This is a genomic window from Stenotrophomonas sp. SMYL41, assembly GCF_036319965.1.
GTDB classification, from domain to species: Bacteria; Pseudomonadota; Gammaproteobacteria; order Xanthomonadales; family Xanthomonadaceae; genus Stenotrophomonas; species Stenotrophomonas maltophilia_R.
On record NZ_JAWIRX010000001.1, the window covers coordinates 87,096 to 108,557 of the forward strand.

The 21,462-nt window shown below is 68.1% G+C and carries 19 protein-coding genes; 11 read left to right on the top strand and 8 right to left on the bottom strand.

Going from position 1 to position 21,462, the window contains the following annotated elements; genetic code table 11:
- Positions 1-7: 7 nt before the first annotated feature.
- From V3B30_RS00395 to V3B30_RS00410, 4 genes are all read right to left on the bottom strand, one after another.
- Complete coding sequence (locus tag V3B30_RS00395; RefSeq protein WP_262082421.1) at positions 8-406, bottom strand: OsmC family protein; 399 nt, start codon at positions 404-406, stop codon at positions 8-10.
- 84 nt (positions 407-490) lie between these two features.
- Positions 491-1,132 (bottom strand): hydrolase, encoded by a 642-nt coding sequence (locus tag V3B30_RS00400; protein WP_262082422.1) that lies wholly within the window; start codon positions 1,130-1,132, stop codon positions 491-493.
- A gap of 55 nt (positions 1,133-1,187) precedes the next feature.
- Positions 1,188-1,868 (bottom strand): hydrolase, encoded by a 681-nt coding sequence (locus tag V3B30_RS00405; protein WP_100472748.1) that lies wholly within the window; start codon positions 1,866-1,868, stop codon positions 1,188-1,190.
- Positions 1,869-1,939: 71 nt separating this feature from the next.
- On the bottom strand, positions 1,940-2,806 hold the full coding sequence (locus V3B30_RS00410; protein ID WP_262082423.1) for a pirin family protein: 867 nt from the start codon (positions 2,804-2,806) through the stop codon (positions 1,940-1,942).
- Positions 2,807-2,957: 151 nt separating this feature from the next.
- Here V3B30_RS00410 and V3B30_RS00415 point away from each other — a divergent pair, with 151 nt between their 5' ends.
- Positions 2,958-3,884: a LysR family transcriptional regulator gene (locus tag V3B30_RS00415; protein WP_262082424.1), complete on the top strand. Its 927-nt coding sequence runs from the start codon at positions 2,958-2,960 to the stop codon at positions 3,882-3,884.
- A gap of 53 nt (positions 3,885-3,937) precedes the next feature.
- Here the strand turns inward: V3B30_RS00415 and V3B30_RS00420 are convergent, their stop codons facing one another.
- The 4 genes from V3B30_RS00420 to V3B30_RS00435 are packed head-to-tail and all read right to left on the bottom strand — an operon-like array spanning position 3,938 to position 10,585.
- A complete protein-coding gene (locus tag V3B30_RS00420) occupies positions 3,938-4,261 on the bottom strand; it encodes a DUF2149 domain-containing protein (RefSeq protein ID WP_262082425.1) in 324 nt (107 codons plus the stop codon).
- Positions 4,261-4,737 carry a MotA/TolQ/ExbB proton channel family protein gene (locus tag V3B30_RS00425; protein ID WP_100472736.1) on the bottom strand — a complete coding sequence of 159 codons (477 nt, stop codon included), beginning with the start codon at positions 4,735-4,737 and terminating at the stop codon, positions 4,261-4,263. The genes V3B30_RS00420 and V3B30_RS00425 overlap by 1 nt, the downstream gene beginning before the upstream one ends.
- Positions 4,734-8,639 carry a cobaltochelatase subunit CobN gene (gene cobN, locus V3B30_RS00430; protein WP_262082426.1) on the bottom strand — a complete coding sequence of 1,302 codons (3,906 nt, stop codon included), beginning with the start codon at positions 8,637-8,639 and terminating at the stop codon, positions 4,734-4,736. Before cobN ends, V3B30_RS00425 begins: the two co-directional genes overlap by 4 nt.
- 2 nt (positions 8,640-8,641) lie before the next feature.
- Entirely contained in the window at positions 8,642-10,585 is a 1,944-nt protein-coding gene (locus V3B30_RS00435) for a TonB-dependent receptor (protein WP_262082427.1), read from the bottom strand.
- Between the two features lie 185 nt (positions 10,586-10,770).
- Between V3B30_RS00435 and V3B30_RS00440 the strand changes: the two genes are divergently transcribed.
- The 10 genes from V3B30_RS00440 to V3B30_RS00485 all read left to right on the top strand — a co-directional run bounded on the left by V3B30_RS00440 (position 10,771) and on the right by V3B30_RS00485 (position 21,387).
- Positions 10,771-11,274: an RNA polymerase sigma factor gene (locus V3B30_RS00440; RefSeq protein ID WP_262082428.1), complete on the top strand. Its 504-nt coding sequence runs from the start codon at positions 10,771-10,773 to the stop codon at positions 11,272-11,274.
- Positions 11,275-11,356: 82 nt separating this feature from the next.
- On the top strand, positions 11,357-12,313 hold the full coding sequence (locus V3B30_RS00445) for a FecR domain-containing protein (RefSeq protein WP_100472725.1): 957 nt from the start codon (positions 11,357-11,359) through the stop codon (positions 12,311-12,313).
- A gap of 183 nt (positions 12,314-12,496) precedes the next feature.
- The gene (locus tag V3B30_RS00450) at positions 12,497-15,619 is read left to right on the top strand and encodes a TonB-dependent receptor (protein ID WP_262082429.1); all 3,123 of its coding nucleotides are present in this window, start codon (positions 12,497-12,499) and stop codon (positions 15,617-15,619) included.
- 54 nt (positions 15,620-15,673) lie between these two features.
- Entirely contained in the window at positions 15,674-16,438 is a 765-nt protein-coding gene (locus V3B30_RS00455) for a Slam-dependent surface lipoprotein (RefSeq protein ID WP_262082430.1), read from the top strand.
- 90 nt (positions 16,439-16,528) lie between these two features.
- Positions 16,529-17,983 (top strand): porin family protein, encoded by a 1,455-nt coding sequence (locus V3B30_RS00460; RefSeq protein WP_262082431.1) that lies wholly within the window; start codon positions 16,529-16,531, stop codon positions 17,981-17,983.
- Positions 17,984-18,119: 136 nt separating this feature from the next.
- On the top strand, positions 18,120-18,524 hold the full coding sequence (locus V3B30_RS00465; protein WP_100472717.1) for a response regulator: 405 nt from the start codon (positions 18,120-18,122) through the stop codon (positions 18,522-18,524).
- A 9-nt stretch (positions 18,525-18,533) separates the two neighbouring features.
- Positions 18,534-20,120, top strand: coding sequence for a PAS domain-containing protein (locus V3B30_RS00470; RefSeq protein ID WP_262082432.1), 1,587 nt, complete (start codon positions 18,534-18,536; stop codon positions 20,118-20,120).
- Between the two features lie 70 nt (positions 20,121-20,190).
- Positions 20,191-20,532 (top strand): type II toxin-antitoxin system prevent-host-death family antitoxin, encoded by a 342-nt coding sequence (locus V3B30_RS00475; protein ID WP_043033329.1) that lies wholly within the window; start codon positions 20,191-20,193, stop codon positions 20,530-20,532.
- 3 nt (positions 20,533-20,535) lie between these two features.
- Complete coding sequence (locus V3B30_RS00480) at positions 20,536-21,162, top strand: hypothetical protein (RefSeq protein ID WP_100472710.1); 627 nt, start codon at positions 20,536-20,538, stop codon at positions 21,160-21,162.
- A 9-nt stretch (positions 21,163-21,171) separates the two neighbouring features.
- Positions 21,172-21,387: a hypothetical protein gene (locus V3B30_RS00485; RefSeq protein ID WP_262082433.1), complete on the top strand. Its 216-nt coding sequence runs from the start codon at positions 21,172-21,174 to the stop codon at positions 21,385-21,387.
- Positions 21,388-21,462 lie beyond the last annotated feature (75 nt).

Sequence of the window (21,462 nt, forward strand, 5' to 3'; positions counted from 1 at the left end):
CATGGGGTTACGCTGCCACCCCGCGTTCGCTGGTGATGCGCGCGCCCTCGCGCATCACCAGGGTCACTGGAGTCTTCTCCACCACTTCCAGCAGGCGCTGCCATTGCGCATCGCTCAGCTCGGCGCTGGCATGCAGCACGCGGTGCACGTGGAAGCGTCCATCTTCGTCACGTTCCGAACGCAGCTCGGCATGGAACTCACCCAGTTCCCAGCCCTTGCGCTGCGCATACATGCGCAGGGTGATGGCGGTGCAGGCGGCCAGCGAGGCCAGGTACAGATCGAAGGGCGCGAAGCCCTTGCCCTGGCCGCCCAGCGAGGCAGGCTCGTCCGCATCCACATCAAAGCTGCCATTGCTGACGTGGTGCAGGTAGTTGTCGCCGGTCGAAACAATGCGCGCGTAGGCCATCGAAGTCTCCATCTGTCTATAGCGTCGAGCCATGCTCGACTGCTCCAAAACGCGGCGTCAGCCAGAACCGGCGCCGCAACCCAATCACTCGGTACGATCGTACGAGAACTGGATGCCTGCCGTACCACCGGTTTCAATGAAGAGGTTCATGAAAGCCGGCACCGTTTCCGAGCGGGCCCAGTCGCGCTGCAGCTCGCAGAACAGCTGCGGCACGCTGATCAGCTGGCCCCCGGCCTGTTCGATGCGGCGCAACGCGGCATCATGCGCCGCCAGCGAAGTGCCACCAACGGCGTCGACCACCACATACACCTCATAGCCTTCCTTCAACGCATCCAGGGCCGGGAAAGCCAGGCACGCCTCGGTCCACAGTGCGGTCATGATCAGCTTGCGGCGGCCGGTGGCCTCCACCGCCTTGCGGAACTCGACGTCTTCCCAGGAATTGATGGTGGTACGGTCGTAGGTGGGGTAGTCGCCCAGCACCTTGCGCAGTTGCGGAATCGGCGGCTCGTTCAGGCCGGTCTTGACGTTCACCGTCGAATGCACGATCGGCAGACCGTAAGCCACAGCGGCCTTGGCGGTGCCGACGATGTTGTTGACCAGCAGCTGGCGGTCCATCGAGGCGATGGAGTTCACCTGCACCGGCTGGTAGTCGATGATGATGAAGGCGGAATTCTGCGGGGTCAGCAGGTGGTCGCTGGCCGGGTCGCGGATCGGTTCACTGGACATGATGGGTCTCTGGTTGGGAGGAGTGCCGGCAGCGGGCCGGCACCCCGGGGGCAGCTCAGCTGCGCTGCGAATCCAGCTGCTCGTGGTTCTTCTGCACGTCCTGCGCCTTCAGGTAGCTTTCGATCAGCAGCTGGTAGTTCGGGAAGATCTTCGTGTAGACCTCGGCCCATTGCTGGGCATCGTCGCGGTTCCAGCTGCGCTGGATCTCCGAGGCCACCGCGGCGGTGTCCATCGGCACCACGCCGGCCTGCACCACGCGGGCCAGGGTGATCTCTTCGGCCATCTTCGAATAGGTGCCCGAGGCATCGATCACCGCGAACACCTGGTAGCCGTCGGCCACGGCGGCGATCGACGGAAATGCCATGCACACGCTGGTGATGGTGCCGGCGATGATCAGCTGCTTGCGGCCAGTAGCCTTCACTGCGGCAACGAATTCCGGGTTGTCCCAGGCGTTGATCTCGCCCTTGCGTGCCACGTACTGCGCATGCGGTGCAGCCTCGTGAATCTCCGGAATCAGCGGCCCGTTCGGACCCTGTGGGACCGAGGCGGTGGTGATCACCGGCATCCTGGCTAGCGTGGCCATCTTCGCCAGCGCCGTGGCGTGGGCGCGCACGCTGGTGAACGGCATGTCACCGATGGTCTGGAACAGGCCGCTCTGGTGGTCGATCAGCAGCATCGCGGCGTTGTCCGGGTCGATCACCGGGCGGGCACCGTTGAAGTTGGCGGGGGTACTCATGGTCAGTCTCCTGGGGAAGGTGGGCGATGGCCCATTGGCGCGGCGGGTCATCGCCCGCCGCGCGGAAGCGCTCAGTGCGCGATCTGGCCGAAACGGCCGCTGTTGAAGTCGTTGACCGCCTGTGCGATCTCGGCCTGGCTGTTCATCACGAACGGGCCGTAGCCCACCACCGGCTCGTCGATCGGCTCGCCGCTGAGCAGCAGCAGGGTGGCGTCGCTGTCGGCATCGACGAACACGTCCTCGCCGTTGCGGTCGAAGGTGATCAGCTGTGCTTCGCCGACCGGTTGGCCGCCGTTGATCCGGACCGTGCCCTTCAGCACCACCACCGCCAGCGTGCGGCCATCGGCCACCGGCAGTTCGGCGTGATGGCCCTGCTGCAGGCGGATGTCCCAGACATCCATCGGCGTGTGGGTACGTGCCGGACCGGCGTGGCCGTCGAAGCGGCCCGCGATGACACGCACGCGGCCGGCGCCATCGGGTAGATCCACCGAGGGGATCTCTGCGTCGAGCAGGGTCTGGTAGCCCGGTGCGCCCATCTTGTCCCGCGCCGGCAGGTTGACCCACAGCTGCACCATGTCCAGCGTGCCGCCGCGCTTGCTGAATGCCGGCGTGTGGAATTCCTCGTGGAGGATGCCGGAGGCAGCCGTCATCCACTGCACGTCACCCGGGCCGATGGTGCCGCCGGCCCCGGTCGAATCGCGGTGGGCGACCTCGCCCTCATAGACGATGGTGACCGTCTCTAAACCGCGGTGCGGATGCTGGCCGACCCCACGCGGGGTCTCGCTGGGGGCGAAGGTGTACGGACCGGCATAGTCCAGCAGCAGGAACGGGCTCAGGTGCTGGCCATGGGTGTTGTAGGAAAACATCGAGCGGGCGGGGAATCCGTCGCCAACCCAATGCGGGCGAGGGGCGCTGTAGGTACCGGTGACACGCTTCATGGCGATCTCCTGGCCGGGGCTGCCGGCCGCTGTTCTTCGTTGCAAAGAAGGTATCGCCGCGACAATGGGGCCGGTAGACGCCAATATTTGCCGTCATAGTCCTATCGGGTGAACAATGGTGCAGGCATTGCGCCGCCGCAGGAGATCGCCCGTGTTCATCGCAGACATCCGCCGTTGTGACCTCAACGACCTGTTCTACTTCGCCATGGTGGTCGAGCACGGCGGCTTTTCGCAGGCTGGCCGGGCGCTGGCCATGCCCAAGTCGAAGCTGAGCCGGCGCATCGCGCTGCTGGAGGAGCGCCTGGGCGTGCGCCTGATCCAGCGTTCGACGCGGCGCTTTTCAGTCACCGAAGTCGGCCAGGACTACTACCGCCACTGCAAGGCGATGCTGGTCGAGGCCGAAGCAGCCGAAGAAGCCATCGCGATGTCGCGCGCCGAGCCGCGCGGCACGATCCGCCTGGCGTGCCCGATCGCGATCCTGCACGCGCGCATCGGGCCCATGCTGGCCGACTTCCTGGCCCTGCACCCGCAGGTCACGGTGCAGCTGGATGCCACCAACCGCCGCGTGGACGTGGTGGGCGAGGGCGTGGATGTGGCGATAAGGGTGCGGCCGCCGCCGCTGGAGGACAGCGACCTGGTGGTGCGCGTGCTGGCGCGCCGGGTCTGGTGCACCAGTGCCAGCCCGGCCCTGCTGGAACGGTTCGGCACGCCGCTGGTGCCGGCCGACCTGGCGATGATGCCGACCGTCGATCTGGCATCGCCCAGCCAGCAGCATGCCTGGGAATACACCGGGCCGGACGACGTGCAGGCCAGCGTGCATCACCGCCCGCGCCTCGTCAGTGACGACATGATCGCGCTGCGCGCCGCCGCGGTGGCCGGGGTCGGGTTGTTGATGCTGCCGCGGATGATGATCACCGATGAGCTGGAGAGCGGGGCGCTGGTGCCGGTGCTGCCGGAGTGGGTGCCCAGGCACGGCATCGTGCACGCGGTGTTCCCGTCGCGACGCGGCCTGTTGCCTGCGGTGCGTGCGTTGATCGATTACCTCGCCGAGCGTTTCGAGGCGTTGGACGAACCGTAGGTTGCGGCGAGCGTGGAGGTGGCCCGCGCAGGCCCACCCCGCAAGGCCTGGATCTACCGGGCCGGGGTGGTCCCCTCCGGCACATACACCATGCGTCCGTCCGGCAGCCGATAGGTCACGCCGGCCTTGACCCCGCCGCCTTCGCCGATCTCGCCGGTGGACTCGTAGCGGGTCAGCTCCTCGCCCTGCTTCACGGTGATGCGCATGTCGGACTGGCCGGGGTTCTCGATCACGGTGACGTCCTGGCTGGCGAACGGATTGAGCGGATTGCGCACGATCACGATCATCAGGATGCCGGTGACCACCAGGAACAGGTCGATCAGGTTCACCACCGACAGGATCGGGTCGTCGGCTTCGTCGTCATCCAGGAAGCGCATCAGTGCGCCTCCTGCTGGCGTTCGAACAGGCGCAGTTCCTGCAGCAGCCAGCGCCGGCGCACGGTCAGCACCAGATAGGTCAGGCTGGCGGCAACCAGGGCCAGGATCACCGACGAGAAAGCCACCACCATGTTCTCGCCCACGCCTTGCGCGTCGCTGCGGGTCAGCGCCAGCAGTGCCGGGCCCATCGGGATCATGGTCGCGACCAGGCCCAGCATCGGTGCGGTGCGCGAGACGATGCGCAGGCCTTCCAGGCGTTTGAGGATATGCAGTTCCAGATCGTCGCTGCAGCCGCCGTGGCGGGCCTGCCAGGCCAGCAGCTCGGGCCGGTGGCGGCCGCGGCGGCGCTGCAGTCCTTCCCACAGGAAGGCACCGAAGCTGAGGAAGGCATAGGCCAGCGACAGCAGGATCAGCAGCAGGACCGGAACGAGGAACAGGTGGGAGAGATCGTAGAGCGTGGATTCAAGCGCGTTCATGCGGAAGCCGTGTTGGAAGGGGAACGGGAAGGACCGGCGCGCCGTGCGTTGCGCCGTGACTGCAGCACGGCACCTGCACCGAGCAGGGCCAGCAGCACACCGGGCGCCCAGCGCGTGGCAGGCGAGTGCGCAGCCGGCGGCGGCACCTGCCGCATCACCTGGCCTCGCACCTTCGGCGAAGGAGTGGCGGCCGCTTCGACGGTGGCGGGTTGTTGAGCCGCGGAGGCCGCAGCGCGGGTTGCCGGTGTGGCGGCGGCGCGGCCGAGCCCATAGCCCGGGCGTGCCTGCGTTGGTGCCGGCCCCGGCGCTGGCGAAGCCTGCAGCTGCTGCAGGCGTGCCTGCAGTTCCGCGCGGGTGTGGTCATCGGGTTGCCAGTAGCCGCGCGTGATCGCCTCCTGCAGGCGCTGGATCATCTGCACCTGCGCGCTGGCGTTGTGCTGCTCGAACCACTGCGCCAGGCCCAGCTGCCGGCTGTCGCGCACGAAGGTGTCATGCACCGCCTGCCACTGGTCGGCGCGGACGGTAGCTGGCGCGGTCACCTGCCAGCCGAACAGGTTGTCGACGTTCTTCAGTACTTCCAGCGTGCCGGCATAGCCCTCGGCCTGCATCGCACCGATCCACTGCGGGTTCAGTGTCTGCGCGCGCAGCTCATCGGCGAGGAAGCGTGCGGTGCTGCGCGTGCGCGGTGCCGGTTCGCGCAGGTCGGAGACGTACAGTGCCGGGCTGGTGCCATCGAGGTGGCGCACGGCCAGCGCCAGCCCGCCCAGGTACTCGAAAGGATGGTCGGTGCTGAGCAGCCCATGGGTGTTGGAGGAGCGCGACAGCACCGCCGCCTGCACGCCGCGCAGCTGTTCGGCGAACAGGTTGCCGCCGGGCAGGGTGGTCGCCTGGCCATCGCTGCCGTAGCCGTGCTGCAGGCGATCCAGGAAGCCGCGGGCCAGCGCCGCATCGTCCTTGCCCGCCGCGCTGCCGCGCGCCAGCACGGCATGGTTCAGGCCGCTGCCATACTCGCCGGGCGCATTGCTGAAGATGCGCAGGCGCGACAAGCGCTGCGCCTCGTCCGCAGGGACGCCGTCACGCTGCAGGCGCTGTCGCAACGCCAGTGCATTGGCGGCAATCGGGTTGCCGGGCGAGGCCGGCATCGCCGCCAGTTGCTCGATGGCGCCAGCCAGCAGTCGCAGGAACGGATCGAACTGGTCGCGGTAGACGCTGGTGGCCTGGATCACCACGTCGATGCGTGGGCGTTGCAGTTCTGCATCGGGCACGATGTCCAGGGCGATCACCTTGCCACCACTGTCCCAGCGCGGGCGCAGGCCCAGTGCGTGCAGTACCTGCGCCTCCAGCACGCCAAGGTGGCGGATGGCCTCGCTCGACCATAGGCTGATGGCGAGTTTGCGTGGTAGCTGCCCATCGTGATCATCACGATAGGCCTGCAGCAGCTGCTGCAGGGCGAGCTCGCCGGTGTCGAACGCTGCGCGGGTGGGAATGCGGTCGGGTTCGAACGCGAACAGGTTGCGGCCACTGCGCAGTTCCGGCGTGCGTATCGGGTCGCCACCGGCGCCGGGCAGTACGAAGCCACCCCCGAGGCCATGCAGCAGCGATTTGATCTCCTGTGTATCGGCCAGAGCTGTATCCAGTTGCACGGCATGCTGCAGCGCTGCGCGCAGGTCAGGGGTGGCGACGCTGCCGATCGGCGCACCTTCGCGCAGGTGGTGCAGCAGCGTGCGATAGCCGAGGCCCTGCTGGATCTGCCGGTAGTCCACCGCAGTGGCCTCCATCGGATCCTCGCCCAGCGCTTTCAGATAGCCCGGCCCCAGCTGCTGCATCACCATCAGCAGGCGGTGCTCGGGCGAAGCCGGTTCGCCGAAGGTATGCAGCCCCAGTGGCAGGTTGCGCCGGGCAAGTTCGTGCAGGTGGTCGTGCAGCACCGGCAGAAAGCTCTCGAAGCGGGCCTGCATGTCCACCGCGCTCCAGCCCAGGTCGGCGGCGATGCCACTGTCGGTGGCCAGGGTGCGCAGGCGTGCGGCGGTGGCATCACGCACCGGCCCCTGGTCCAGCTGCTGCAGTTCGTGCACCACCGCGTGCAGGTCGCGCAGCTCGTCGTACAGGCCGGACGGCGCGAACGGCGGGGTCTGGTGGCTGACCACCACCGCACGGCCACGGCGCTTGGCCTGGATCGCCTCGCCGACGTTGTCCTGGATGTACGGGTAGAACACCGGCAGCTCGCCCACCGCCAGCCACGGATAATCGGCAATCCACAGGCCGCGGTCCTTGCCCGGCGTCCATTCCTGCGTGCCGTGGGTGCCGAAGTGGATCAGCGCATCGGCCCTCCACTGCTGGCGCAGGTACAGGTACGCCGCCAGGTAGTAATGGCTCGGCACCGATGCCATATCGTGGGTGGCCTCGCCGACTCGGCCCGCGCGCGGGGGCTGCGGCATCAGCAGCAGGTTGCCCAGGCGCAGGCGCGGCAGCACGAACTCGGCCTGTCCGTGCCGCTGGCGTACCGCGGGGTGGTGTGCAGGATCGCCCCACTGTGTGCGCAGTTCATCGCGGCGCGAAGCGGGCAGGGTGGCCAGCCAGCGGCGGTAGTCGGCCACCGGCAGGGTATCGGCCAGCCCGGCATCGAGCAGCGCGTCCAACCGCTCGGGATGGTAGTAGCCTCCCAGCAGCGCCTGCAGCTGCGAGATCAGGGTCCTTTCATCCACCGGCTGCGTCGAATACCCGGCCTGTGCCAGGCGTGGCAGCAGCGCCTCGATGCTGCGCGGCACGTTGAGATGCGACGCGGACAGGTTGCGTTCGCCGTCCGGCGCATTCCAGAACAGCAGCGCCACGCGTTTGTCGGCCGCGGCGGTGTGGCGCAGCGCGGCCAGCCGCTGCAGCTTGGCGGCCAGTGCATCGATCTGTTCGGGAATCGGCTGCAGTTCGCCGCGCGCATTGGCCGAGACCACGATCGGATCACTGGCGCCCCAGGCTTCGGGCACGGCGACGAAGCTTGCCAGGGTCGCCATCGGGATGCCGGTGGTCGCCGCGCGCCAGTCATCCGCGCCGCCTTGCCGGTGGTTCAGTGCCTGCAGCACCGGCACGTCCAGTGCGGAAAATTCGGCGGCACGCGCGCTGCCGTTCTGCAGATGGGTCAGGTTGACCAGCGCATCCACCTCGATGCCGCGCAGCGCCTGCTGCAGGCCGTCCTCGGCGGCGGCATCGAACCAGACGCCGAACAGCGCAACCTTGCGCACGCGTCCTGCCTCGATCAGTGCGTCCAGCACCTGGGTCTGCATGCCGCTGAGCATGCTGCCGGAAATCAGCACCGCCACCTTCGGCCATGTCACCTGATTGTCGCGCTGCCACTGCGCCTGCAATGCGTGTGGGCTGTCCAGCCAGTGGCTGCCGCCCGTGCTGTAGCCGGTGGCCGGCAGCACCTGCGGCAGCGGCAGTCCGTCGGTCCCGGCACCGCTGCGCCAGGCCTGCAGGTATGCCGCCAGCGTGCGGATGTTGGCCTCGCCACCGTTGCCGTAGTAGCCGGCGATCCTGCGCGCGGCTTCGGCCGGAAGCTGCCCGGAGGCAGGTGCGCCGCCACCCACGCGCAGCCAGGGTACCTTGCCGTTCTGCAAGGGGCCACCGACCACCGCCATGACCTCTTCGACATCCGTCGGTCGCGGCGTGTCCAGCAGCACCAGGTCGGCGCCCGCTGGCCAGCCAGCGGGCAGCGCCGCCGCCGGGTCGACCACGCGCTGCTGGAAGCGCACCCCTGCAGGCGCACCCAGCGCGTCCAGGCGGGCGATCCTGCCGGGCAGCACGAAGCTGCTGCTGACCACCTCCACCCGCAAGGGGGCGGGCTCGGCACGGGCCGATGTGCCAAGCATCAGCCACCCGAGCAGCAGCCATGTCCACCCGCTGCGCATGGTCAGAAGGCCAGTTCGATGCCGGCATGCACGTAGCGGCCGGTTTCCGGGTACGGGTACAGCGCACCGGTTTCATCCAGCCGCGTGTCGGCCAGGTTGTCGATGCCGGCCACCACGCTCACCGCCGTGCTCACGCGCCAGCGCGCGTCCAGCGACCACAGCCAGTAGTCGGGCAGGGTCACCTGGCTGCTGCCGGCCACCTGCTGCTGTGGGCCGATGTACTCGCCGCGCACGGCGGCCTGCAGGGGGCCGCGCTGCCAGTTCAGCGCGGTTGCACCGCTACGGCGCGGACGTTCCGGCAGCCATTGGTCGGCCTGACGGTCGCGTGGGTCCAGCCAGCTCCAGTTCGCCTCGAAGGACAGATGCTCGCTGATCGGCGCGGTACCGGCCAGCTCGAGGCCACGGATGCGTGCACGGGCCACGTTGGTGTAGTTGCGCAGTTCGCGGCCGCGCACGCCGCAGGCACGCACGCAGGTGGTCTGGATCAGGTCCTTCAGGTCATTCTGGAAGGCAGTGGCCTGCAACGACCAGCGCTGCTGCTGCCAGGCCACTGACAGCTCGGCGCTGGTGTTCTGTTCCGGCTTCAACTGTGGGTTGCCGACAATGGTGAAACGCCCACCGCCGCCCACGGCGGAGTACTCCGGCGAAAGCTGTTTCAGGCTCGGGGCCTTGAAGCCGCTGCCGATGCCGCCCTTGATTGTCAGCGCGTCGGTGGCATGCCACACCGCATACGCACGGGGGCTGTGGTGCCAGCCGAACTCGGGATGGCGATCACCGCGGCTGCCGAACACCAGCGAGAGCGCGTCGCTCACCTGGATCTCGTCCTGCACGAACAGCGCGCTCTGGTTGGACTGCAGGTGACCACTGCGTGCGCCCGCCGCATCATCCAGTTCCTGCCGCCGCCATTCGCCGCCGACGCTGACGCGGTGGCGTGCACCCAGCGCAACGGTGGCGCGCGCATCGACGATCTGGTCGGTCAGCTGCTGCGGCCGCGAGGCCTCGCCGCGGTCGCGACGGTTGTCGCGGTCCAGCGTCGCTCGGTAGGCACTGACCCGGGTCTGGCCCCAGTCCCAGTCGCCCTGATGGCTCAGCGTGGTCTGGCGGCGACGAATGTCGTCGATGGTCTCGTACACATAGGGTGCGGCACCGGCCTGCAGCGCATGGCGGCGGCGTTCCTCGCGGCCCTGCAGGTGCGACAGGTCGATGCGCTGGTGTGCGTCCGGGGTCCAGGTCAGTACCGCGCGGCCGGTGTTGGCGCGGCGTCCCTCCTGCTCGTCCAGGCGGTCGTCGGTTGGGTCGCGGGTGGCGTCCTTCTGCCGGTGTTCGGCAAATACGCTCAGGCCCAGCGTGCCGGGCAGCAGTGCGCCACCCGCATAGACGCCGGCCTGTGCGGTGTTGCCGCCGCGGTCGCCGCCCACCACGCCAGCGTTGTAGACCAGGTTGCCCTGCCAGTCGTCGGTGGCGCGGCGGCTGATTACGTTGACCACGCCGCCCAGTGCCTCCGAGCCATACAGCGAGGACATCGGGCCACGTACCACCTCAATGCGTTCAATCGCCGCAGCCGGCAGCCAGCCCAGGTCGAAATCCGAGTGGGCGATGGCATCGGCCGACGCGCTTACGCGCTGGCCGTCCAGCAGCACCAGTGTGTAGCCAGGGTCCATGCCGCGGATGCGGATGCCACGACGCCCGAAGCCGACGCCGGCCACGGTGACGCCCGGGCTGCCGCGCAGTGCGTCGGCCAGATCCAGCACCGGCCGCAGCTGGATCTGCTCACGGGTGATCATGCTGATGGAGGCGGGGGCGTCGCTGGCCAGGCGATCGGTGGCAGTGGCGGTCACCACGATCGGATCCAGCTGCGAAGGTGCCTCTGCCGCCGCTGCCAGTACGGGGGCCAGGGCGAGGAGGATCGCGCCGGACAGTCGGCGGGCGGGGACGGAACGGGACATGGGAAGGGGTCGCTACAAATGGGACGATATAACATAGCATCATCTTCACGAAATCTTCATAGGCCGAAGGTCCTGCCTGTGGCGACGTCGCTGAACGGGGGTGCGGTATCGCGGCCGGACGCCTACAATCCCGGCTCGGACCGTCGCCATCACGCCCATCATTCCCCGGTCCGGCCTTGGCACCTATGTCTCCCAATGCCCTGGCGCTGGTCGAGCTGCTGATCCGCGAGCGCCGTGCGTTGTCTCGCTTCATCGCGCGCTACCTCGACCCGGCCAGTACCGAGGACACCCTGCAGAACCTGTACCTGAAGGCCAGCAGTGTGCCCGGCGACCCGCCCATCCTGGAGCCGCGCGGCTATCTGTACCGGATGGCCTACCACCACGCGCTCAACCGCAGCCAGGCCGACGCCCGCGAGCGGCGTGCGATGGCCGAGTACGCCACCGAGATGGCGGAGGTGGGCCACGACGGCGAGGCCCAGGCGCTGGACCAGGCGCAACTGCGCGAGATCACCCAGACCATCCTCGCGTTGCCAGCGCAGGTACGCGAATGCTTCGTGCTCAACCGCTACCTGGGCCTGAGCGAGCGCGAGATCGCCGCCCGGCTCGGCATTTCCAAGAGCCTGGTCGGCAAGCATGTGCTGCGCGCTGCGTTGCTGATCCAGCAGCACCAGCAGGGAATGCATCGATGAGCGGCGATTGCCGTGGGCAGATCGCGCCCGCCGTTGTCACAACAGGAAAGCGCACCCGTTCGTGGTGCGGCAGGCCACAACCATGACCACGTCCGAACCCTCGCCGCGTCAGGCCAGGCAGGCGTTGCGCTGGGTGATCCGGTGCAGTGCAGGCCCGCTGCCGGAACGCCAGCAACGAACCCTGCAGCGCTGGCTGCAGGCCGATCCCCGCCATGCGCTGGCCTGGCGTCGGCAGCAGGCCTTCTGGCAGGGGCTGGATGCCGCCGGGCCCGACGTGCTGGCCGCGCTGCCCGAGTTGACGGCGGATCGCCAAGGGCTGCGTCCGATCGCGCCGCGCCGCCGCCTGCCGTGGCTGCTGGCCAGTGCTGCCGCGGTGGTGCTGATGGTTGCCGCTGCGCCGCACGCGCTGCTGCTGGCACGTAGTGACCTGCGCAGCAGCGATGCACCGCGCGTGGTGCAGCTGGAGGACGGCAGCACGGCGGTACTCGATGCCGGCACCGCGCTGGCACTCGCGTTCGACGGCGAGCAGCGGCGCGTGCGCCTGCTGCGCGGGAAGGCCTGGTTCCAGGTGGCGCATGAGCAGCGACCGTTCCAGGTCGAGGCCGGCGGTGGCCAGATCCGCGATATCGGCACGGCGTTCAGCGTGTCGATGCAGGACGCCACCATAACCACCGAAGTCAGCGAGGGCGTGGTCGATGTGCGCCCGGGCGATGGCAGCGTGCAGCGCCTGCACGCCGGGCAGGCACGTGTGTTCCGTGACGGGCGCTGGCTGCAGCCGGTGCAGCGGGAAGATCCCGGGTCCATGGCACCGTGGCGGCGGGGAGAGGTCGTGATCGACGATCAGCCGGCCACGCAGGCCATCGCCGATCTGGCACGCTACCGTCGTGCCCCGGTCTGGGTGCTGGGCGGGCAGGGCGCACGCGTACGGGTCAGTGGCCTGTTCCACCTGCAGCAACCGGAGACCGCCATCGACGCGGTGGCCGCGCAGGCAGGACTGCGCGTGCAGCGCTTGCCCGGCGGCGCGCTGGTGGTGTGGTGAGGTGCCGCCGTTTCCTGGCGGAAACCGCGGCATGAAAAAAAACATGAAAAAACCGTGGGCACTCGCTGTGCCCCGCTGTCTATAGAGGTATAGCCAGAGCGAAACACCGTTTTTCCTCAAGCCAGACACGCCACCGGCACCGGATGTGCCGGTGGTCCCGCCCCGCTTGAGGAGTTCCTGTCCATGCCGTCCACGGCATCCGCCTGTCATCGCCGCGCCACTGTCCTGGCCCTGGCCATCTCCACCGCATTGCTGCCGCTGGCCTGGGTGCCGGCCGTGCAGGCGCAACCGGCGATCGTCGCGCCGCTGCGCCAGTACACCATTCCGGAACAACCCCTTGCTGATGCCGTGCGTGCCTTTGGCCGCCAAGCCGATGTGCAGGTGGTGTTCCGCAGCGACCTGGTGGAAGGCCGTCGCTCCAGCGCGGTGAGTGGCGAGTACAGCCAGATGCAGGCCCTGCAGCAGCTGTTGCGCGGCAGCGGCGTGCGCGCGCAGCGCGGCATGGACGGCACCTGGAGCCTGCGGGCCGCAGCGGAGGCGGGTGAAGGGGAAGGGGTGCGGGTGACCGAGACACTGGACGTGGCCGGTCGCCTTCAGTCGGAAGGGGGTGAGGCGCGCGATCGGCGCGGCTACGATGATGTGTTCGCGCTGGACCTGACCACGGCGTATTCGGGGCGCGACCGGGTGGAGCGCTACCGCGGCTCCAACCCGGCCGACGTGGTCAAGGATCTGGTCGGCGTGTTCAGTGGCGATGCGCGCAACAGCGGCGCGCTGGACATCAACATCCGCGGCATCCAGGGGCCGGGGCGGGTGCCGGTCAGCATCGACGGTGGCGAACAGGCGCTCACGGTCTGGCGCGGCTACAACGGCGTCAGCAACCGCAACTACATCGATCCCAACCTGATTGGTGGCATCCAGGTCATCAAGGGGCCAGGGCTGGTGCGCGATGTGCACAGCGGGATCGGTGGTGCGCTGGTGATCAAGACCATCGACGTTGACGACATTGTTGCTGCCGGCGAGCGCTTCGGCGGGGAGCTGAAGATCGAAGGCAGCAGCAATGCGGTGGCCCCACGCCTGCCTCGCCTGCACACCGGCGAGGACTACCGAAACGTACCGGGCTTCCCGCAGGGCTCGCCGAACTCGCCCTATGACGACCGCACCCTGGTGGTGCCGGTGAAGTCGCGCAGTGGCAACAACCCTTTCGATGGCGAGGACCAGGCCTGGCGCCTGGCGCTGGGCGTGCGTGGCGACAACGTCGACCTGATGGCCGCCTACGCCTGGCGCAAGCGCGGCAACTACTTCTCCGGCAGCAAGGGAAGCGCGTACTACGACCAGGACCGGCGCGAGCAGTACGAGTACCAGGGCATCGACTACATCACGACGCTGGCGCGCTACTTCAAGCCGGGCGATGAAGTGCCCAATACCTCCAGCGAACAGGAGTCCTGGCTGGTCAAGGGCAGCTGGCAGATCAACGATGACCAGCAGTTGAAGGCGACCTGGCGGCGCACGCTGTCGCACTACGGCGAGATCATGCCGTCGCGCATCCTGTCGGCGCCGGATTATGGTCGCATCCAGTGGCCGCTCAGCCGGGTCGATTCCGATGCGTGGAACCTCGAGTACCGTTTCCAGCCCGCCGACAGTCATTGGCTTGATCTGTACGCCAACCTGTGGCGCACCGAGACAGACAGCGATACCTACACCGCCGGTGGGTTTCCCAATTTCGCACCGGGCAATCCGGCGTGGAATCCCGGGGTCAGCCCGATCCTGCGCAACACCGCACTGGCAAATGCGCGCAATGACCGCACCGGCCTGACCCTGAGCAACCGCTTTGCGCTGCATTCCACCCTGGACCTGACCGTGGGCGGCAACTGGCAGTACGAGAAGCTGGGTTCGCGCGACCCGTACTTCGGCACGACCGATGGATGGCGCATGTTTCCACGTGCTGGCCGGCGCCAGGAGGGCGAAGGCTATCTCAACCTCGAATGGCGTCCGGTCGACTTCCTGACCCTCAACGCCGGCGTGCGCTACAGCCGCTACTGGGCCTTCGATGATTTCCTGCAGGCGCATCCGGAGCTGCTGACGAAGGGCGTGGGCAACAAGGAGGCGACCTACCGGACGAATGAGTTGCCCGAGCGGCCGGCCAGCCTGCAAGCGGAGATCGATGCACTGGAGGCCGAACGCGAGTTCTGGGAGAGCATCGGCATGGGTTCGGTGATTGACGATGCACTGCATGGTCTGCTGGCGTACTACGAGACGCCGCAGGCGGTGGAACATCGGCTTCCGTGGTTGCCCGATGCCAACGGCAACTATGCCCGTGCGACCAACCCCTGTCTCAACGGCAAGGTGGCGGCCATACCCGGCGTGCTGCCGATCTACCCCGGCAGCGACCTGGTCTGCAATATCGGCAACACCATGCAGTCGCGGCCGGTGGACGGGCGCAATGACCGCCGCCGCGATCACGCGTGGTTGCCCACTTTCTCGGCCACGGTGAACCTGTCCAGGGCCGCGCGCGTCTACCTGCGCTACAGCGAAGCAGTGCGCTTCCCCAGCATGTTCGAAAGCACCATCGCGTTCTCCAGCAGCCTCAATCCGCTGTACACGCTCAAGCCCGAGCATGCCTACAACTACGAGCTGGGCTACGTGCACAACCTGTCGGGCCTGTTCGGCAACACCGCCGATGCCGACGTCAAACTGGCCTATTACGTGCACAAGACCCGCAACGTGATCGAGCGCGACGCCTACTTCCTGTTCGACAACATCGACAAGCAGACCATCCGCGGCATCGAGCTGCAGGCACGCTTCGACAACCGGCGGTTCTTCACCGACCTGGGTATTTCGCGCACGCTGGAAAACGAGGTGTGCGACGAAAGCACGGCAGTGCTGCTGGACGCCAACCGTGGCCTGGTGCCGAACTGCGTGCAGGACGGCTTCGTCAGTGGCTACCTGCTGACCCAGGCGATTCCGAAGTTGTCGGTGAACCTGTCGCTCGGTACGCGCCTGTTCGATGAACGGTTGGAACTGGGCAGCCGCATCGTGCACTACCAGCGCCACGAAAACCCCGACCTGCAGGCCTACCGCGACCGGTTGCTGGCCGGTGGCAGCAGCCTGCTGTGGCAGAACGTGCCGTTCACCTGGGGCAACATCACCACCGTCGATGTATACGCGCGCTGGCGCTTCAACGAGCACGCCAGCGTCGAGCTGGTGGGCAGCAACCTCGGCAACCGCTACTACGTCGACCCGGCCACGCGCTCCACGCTGCCGGCGCCGGGCCGCACCCTCAAGCTCGGCATCACCGCGCGCTTCTGACCTCCGGCTTTCAAGCGTTGTACCCGTAGTTCCCACAACCCAAGGAGCAATACCATGAAGATGACCTCCCGCTCGGTGCTCGCCGTTGCTGCCACCTTTGCCCTGGCCGGCGCCGCGCATGCCGCTGACATCGTCGGTGCGGCCAGCCCGGTGACCGACGCCGAGCTGTACGTCGCCGTCGGCGAATCGCAGGTCAACGGTGGCCCGCACCAGGCAGGCAAGGCCGGTATCGGCGTCGGCACCGTGTCCAACGCAAAGCCGGTCGATTTCCAGGGCCTGAGCCTGTACTCGGGCACCACCACCGTCAATGGCACCGCCGTGCGCACCTTGGCCATGCCGATCACCGGCGCACCAGGCAGCCATGCCGGCATGGGCCACTTCAACTTCGTCAAGGTCGGCAGCGGCGATGTGTGGTTCGGCGAATGGTCCAAGGATGGCGCCGCCGGTGGCTTCAACAACCGCCAGGTGTACTTCGTCGGTGACCGTGCCGGCACCACGCTGCCGGCCGGCGTAGCCACCTACAGCGTCGCGGGCCTGAACAAGTTCAACGGCAGCAACCTGCTGTCCGGCACCTTCCGTGCGGACTTCGGCAGCGGCAAGCTGCTCGGCGGCCTGACCGGTGGCGGCCTGGCGATCAACGTCAACGCCAACATCAACGCCGCCAACGCCTCGTTCGCGGGTACCGCCACCGCCAACGGCACCGTTGCCGGTGCCACCCAGGGCCAGTTCTTCGGCGCCAACGCCGCCACCCTGGCCGGTATCGCCACGTTCGCCGGCAATAGCCAGTACGACACCGCCTTCGGCGGCAGCAAGAACTGATCGCCACGCCCCTGACGGGGCAGGGCAGGGACAAGCCGCGATCCGCCAGTCCCTGCTTCGGCCCGCTGCATGCACCACCACGGATCGACCATGCGCCACTCCATCTTCCTTGTCGTACTGCTGTTGGTTGCCACCGATGTGCGCGCCCAGCAGGACGATCTTCGACGCGTGCTTGAACAGGGCACCGACCTTCGCCACCAGCAGCAGGACCAGCAGCGCCTGCAGCAGGCCGAGTCGGCGCGGCCGACCATCACCATCGACGGCCAGACGCTGCGCGTGGAGCGCACCGTCGACGATCTCGGCCAGGCGCTCTACCTGTCGCTGCAGCATCAGCAATGGCAGGCCGCCGCTGCGTTCCTCGAGGAGTACATCGAACTGCCGGGGCATGACCCTCTGCTGCGCCACTATGCGCAGGGGGCGCTGGCGCGGGTGGCCGGCGACCATCGCCGCGCGGCGAAGGAGTACGAACTGCTGCTGGCGGCGCAGCCGGATTTCCTGCCAGCCCGCCTCGAGCTGGCGCGTGTCTATGCGGAAGACCAGCGCGATCGCGATGCGGTTGCGCTGTTCACGGCCATCGCTGCAGGCATCAATGCCGATGATCCAGCCACCGCCGGCGTCCGTGCCCGCGTGGACGGCTACCTGGGTGCCCTGCAGGCGCGCCAGCGCTGGAAAGGCGCGCTGTCCGCCGGCCCGGCGTGGAGTGACAACATCAACCGCAGCTCGGCCAGTCGTACCTGCCTGTTCGGCGTGGGCGACGCCTGCATCATCGAACGGAAACTGCCCGACGCCCAGCGCGCGGCGGGCCTCGACTACGACGCCAGCCTGGAACGGCGCTGGGTGCTCGGCGGGCATCATGGGCTGTACGTGCGCGGTCTCGCCTTCGGTCAGGCATGGCGCGGGCACAGTGCCTACAACGAGCTCAATGCCAACGTGCAGGCGGGTTACAGCTGGCGTAGCGCACGGCAGACCGTGATGCTGGCCCCCAGCTATGACTACCAGGGCCTGGGCAACCATGCGCTGCAGGGCGGCAGCGGCGTGCACGGGGAATGGCAGTACGCTCTGGATGCGCGCAGCCTGCTCAAGCTGGAGGCCGACTGGAAGCGCCAGCGGTATCGCCAGCAGGGCCTGGCCAGCAACTACGACGGCGAGCTGGCATCGTTGTATGCCACCTGGTTCCGCGCGTTCAATCCGCGCTGGACGGTGTTCGCCGGGCTGGATGTCACCGGCAGCAGCGCAGCCGACCCGGCCAACGGCTACCGCCAGCGCGGCCTGCGGCTGGGCGCGGCACGGCAGTGGAGTGGCACCACGGCCACGGTGTTCGTGTCGCTGCGCCATCGCGATTACGATGCCTGGAGTCCGCTGCTGGAGGCGCGCAGGCAGGACGATGAGCAGAACCTGATCGCCATCGTACGCAGCGAGCGGCTGGCCGTGGCCGGGCTGGTGCCCAGCCTGAGCCTGCGCTACGCCCGCATCGACAGCAACGTCGGCTGGCTGTACAGCCACGACCGCAGCCTGCTCAGCCTGAAATGGGAGCGTGCGTTCTGAACGCGCCGCTGCAATGCCGGAGTGAATGCGCCGTGGCGGTGCTCTTCATCGATCATCACGCGCCCTTGTAGCCCGGTTCGCGCATCCTGCGGGCGTTGCGGCAGAGGTGGGCCGCGTGTATCGAGGAGCGTCGGTCGTGCTGGAAGCGGGCAACAAACCAGAGGGCCTGAAAGGGCTGAGAGTGCTGGTGGCGGAGGATGAATTCGCCATCGCGATGTTCCTGGTGGACTACCTGGAGCTGAAGGGCGCGCAGGTGGTTGGGCCGGCCGGAGATCTGCAGGCCTTGGGGCGGCTGGTGGATGACAACCCCATCGATGTGGCCCTGCTGGACATCAACCTGGGCGGCGAGCAGGTGTACCCGTTGGCCGATCGCCTGGCCGAAGCGGGCACGCCGTTCATGCTGACCTCCGGCTACGACGACAACCTGCCCAGCCGCTTCGCCAGCGCGCCCCGCTGCACCAAGCCTTATCACATCGAGGCCCTGGTCCAGCAGTTGGCGGGCCTGGTGGCGACGCCGCAGGCCCCTGCGGGCGTCGCCTGATTGCGCGGCATGTCGCGCCGCATCGAAGGCCTCCAGGCCGCCGGCCCGAGGGGCGGAATGCTGCCGGCCCCGCGCCTGCAGGCGCGCCACGATGGCATGGCCGCGCGCATCGCGCGCCACGACTGGTCGTCCACGCCATTGGGCGCTTGTGGGCAGTGGCCGCCCCACCTGCGCGCCACCGTCGACCTGATGCTGGCCCACGGCTTCCCGATGATCGTGCTGTGGGGCGAACAGTTGGTGCAGCTCTACAACGACGGCTATGCCGAGATCCTCGCCGACAAGCATCCTGGCGGACTCGGCCAGCCGACCCGCGAGTGCTGGCCCGAGGTCTGGCACATCAACGGGCCGATCTACCAGCGGGTCTGGCAGGGCGAGACCATCACCTTTGAGGACAAGCTCTATCCGCTGGCGCGGCGGGGGCGGTTGGAGGATGTCTGGTTCACCATCACCTACAGCCCCATCTGCGGAGAGGAAGGCCGCATCAACGGCGTGCTGGTGACCATGTTCGAGACCACCGCGGCGCACGTTGCGCAGGCGGCCCGCGAGCGCGAGGAGCGCAAGCGGCGGGAAAGCGATCGCCGGTTGGCGCTGGCATTCAAGGTGCTGCCGGTGGGTGTCTGCATTGTCGACGCCGAAGGCCGCCTGCAGCTGTCCAATGATCAGATGCGTGCGTACCTGCCCAGTGGCAAGGTGCCCTCGACCGATGCAGAGAACCAGCATCGCTGGCGCGGCTGGCATGCAGACGGTTCGGCCATCGGCCCCGAGGACTTCGCCATCGCCCGGGCGTTGCGGGGCGAGACGGTGGTTCCGGGCCTGGAGTTCCAGTTCACCCATGATGACGGGCGCGCACGCTGGACACGCGTCGCCGCCGCGCCACTGCGCGATGCAGACGGCGAAGTAACCGGCGTGTTCGCCATCGCCGTGGACATCGACGATCTCAAGCGCGCCACCGAGCGCCAGTCGGTGTTGCTGGCCGAACTGCAGCACCGGGTGCGCAACATCATGTCGACCATCCATGCCATTGCCTGGCGGACCCGCGAGTCGGTTGGCAGCGTGGATGAGTACGCCGAACGCCTGTGCGGGCGGCTGATGTCGCTGGCGCGCACGCAGAGCCTGCTGACCCGTGGTGCCAACGCGGGGGTCTGCCTGCGCGGCATGCTCGACGAAGAGATCGCGGCACAGACACCGGCAGCGGCGGCCTACCGCCTGCAGGGCGAGGACGTGCTGCTGCCGCCGAAAGCAGCCGAAGTGCTGTCCCTGGCGATCCACGAGCTGGCGACCAATGCCCTGCGGCATGGCGCACTGACCCATGAGGATGGCCGGATCGAGGTGGCCTGGGATCTGCAGGTTCAGGCCGGCCAGCCATGGCTGGGCCTGCACTGGTGCGAGCGCCATGCCGAGGTGGAGGACTGGGAGCTGCCCCGCCAGCGTGGCCTTGGCCGGGCGCTGATCGAGCAGCGCGTGCCGTACGAGCTGGCCGGCAGCGGCGAGCTGCGCTTTGGCCCGCAAGGCCTGGACGCCTGGATCCGCTTCCCGCTGCGCGAGCGCGACAGCCTGCTGCAGACTGACGCCCCGGATACCCGGCCCAACGGGTAAAAGGGAATTTATCTCCAATTTGGCCAAATTGGGTATAGTGGCTCTCATCACCCCTGCCTGGAGCCATGCCATGACCCTGCCGCTGGACCTGCCTGGCCTCGAGAAGGCCCCGGCTTCGTCCGTGAAGACCCGGGGCTGGCCGAGCCTGATGCGCACCGTGCGCGAGAAGCAGGCGCTGGTCATCACCAACCACAATCATCCGGAAGCGGTGATCGTGGACATCCGCACGTACCAGGAGCTGCTGGCCAAGGCCGCCGGCGGTGACGCCGGTGAGCGCAGTGAAGAACTGCTGCGCCTGCGCGGTGAGTTCGACCAGACCCTGGCCGGCCTGCAGCGCGGTGAGGGGCTGGGCAAGGTGCTGGGCCAGCCGATCCGCCGCGGCCGCAAGGTCACCCTCGGCCGTCCGCTCTGACCGATGGGGCGGATCCTGGTGCTGGCCGGCGTCAACGGCGCCGGCAAGAGTTCGCTGCTGGGTACCTGGCTGGAAGCCGAAGGGCTGGGCTGGTTCAACCCCGATTCGTTCACCCGCCGCCTGGTGGAGGCCGGCTGGCCGTTGCCGGAGGCCAACGCCGAGGCCTGGCAGGAAGGCACCCGCCGCCTGCGCCAGGCCATGGCCGATGGCACCGACTTCGCCTTCGAGACCACGCTGGGCGGCAACACCATTCCACGCCTGCTGCGTGAGGCCTGCGAACGGCATCAGGTGGCGATCTGGTTCTGTGGCCTGGCCACGGTTGAGCTGCATATCGCCCGCGTTGCGGCACGGGTGGCTGCCGGCGGCCATGACATCCCGGTGGAGAAGATCCACGCGCGCTTTGATTCGGCGCGCGAGAACCTGCTGGAACTGCTGCCACACCTGGCCGAGCTGCATGTCTACGACAACAGCGCCCCGGCCGACGCCGAGGGCTGCGTCGAACCGCTGCCGGTGCTGGCGATGGCGCATGGCCAATTGCAGTATCCGGTGTCGGTGGCCGAACTGCTGCATACGCCGGACTGGGCCAAACCCATCGTAATGCGTGCGATGGAGTTGGACACCCCGCCGTAGATCCACGCCATGCGTGGATGCCTCGGCTGCACGGCTGAACAGATTCCTGGCGCCATCCGCGCCATCCGCATCCAGGGTGATCGCATCATTGTCGCTTTCACAGTCACTGCCGGGGCAACAGTCTGCGAATGGAAGAGCCCGAACCGCCACGTCTGCCCGCCGGAGGGTCACTACACCTGGACGCTGCGCTGGACGCCGGGGAAGCTGGCCCGCATCAAGAAGTAACGCCAACGTAGCGCCGGGTGTATGCACCCGGCGCCACTGTCCCCTGAGATCCACGCCAAGCGAGGATCGCGTTCT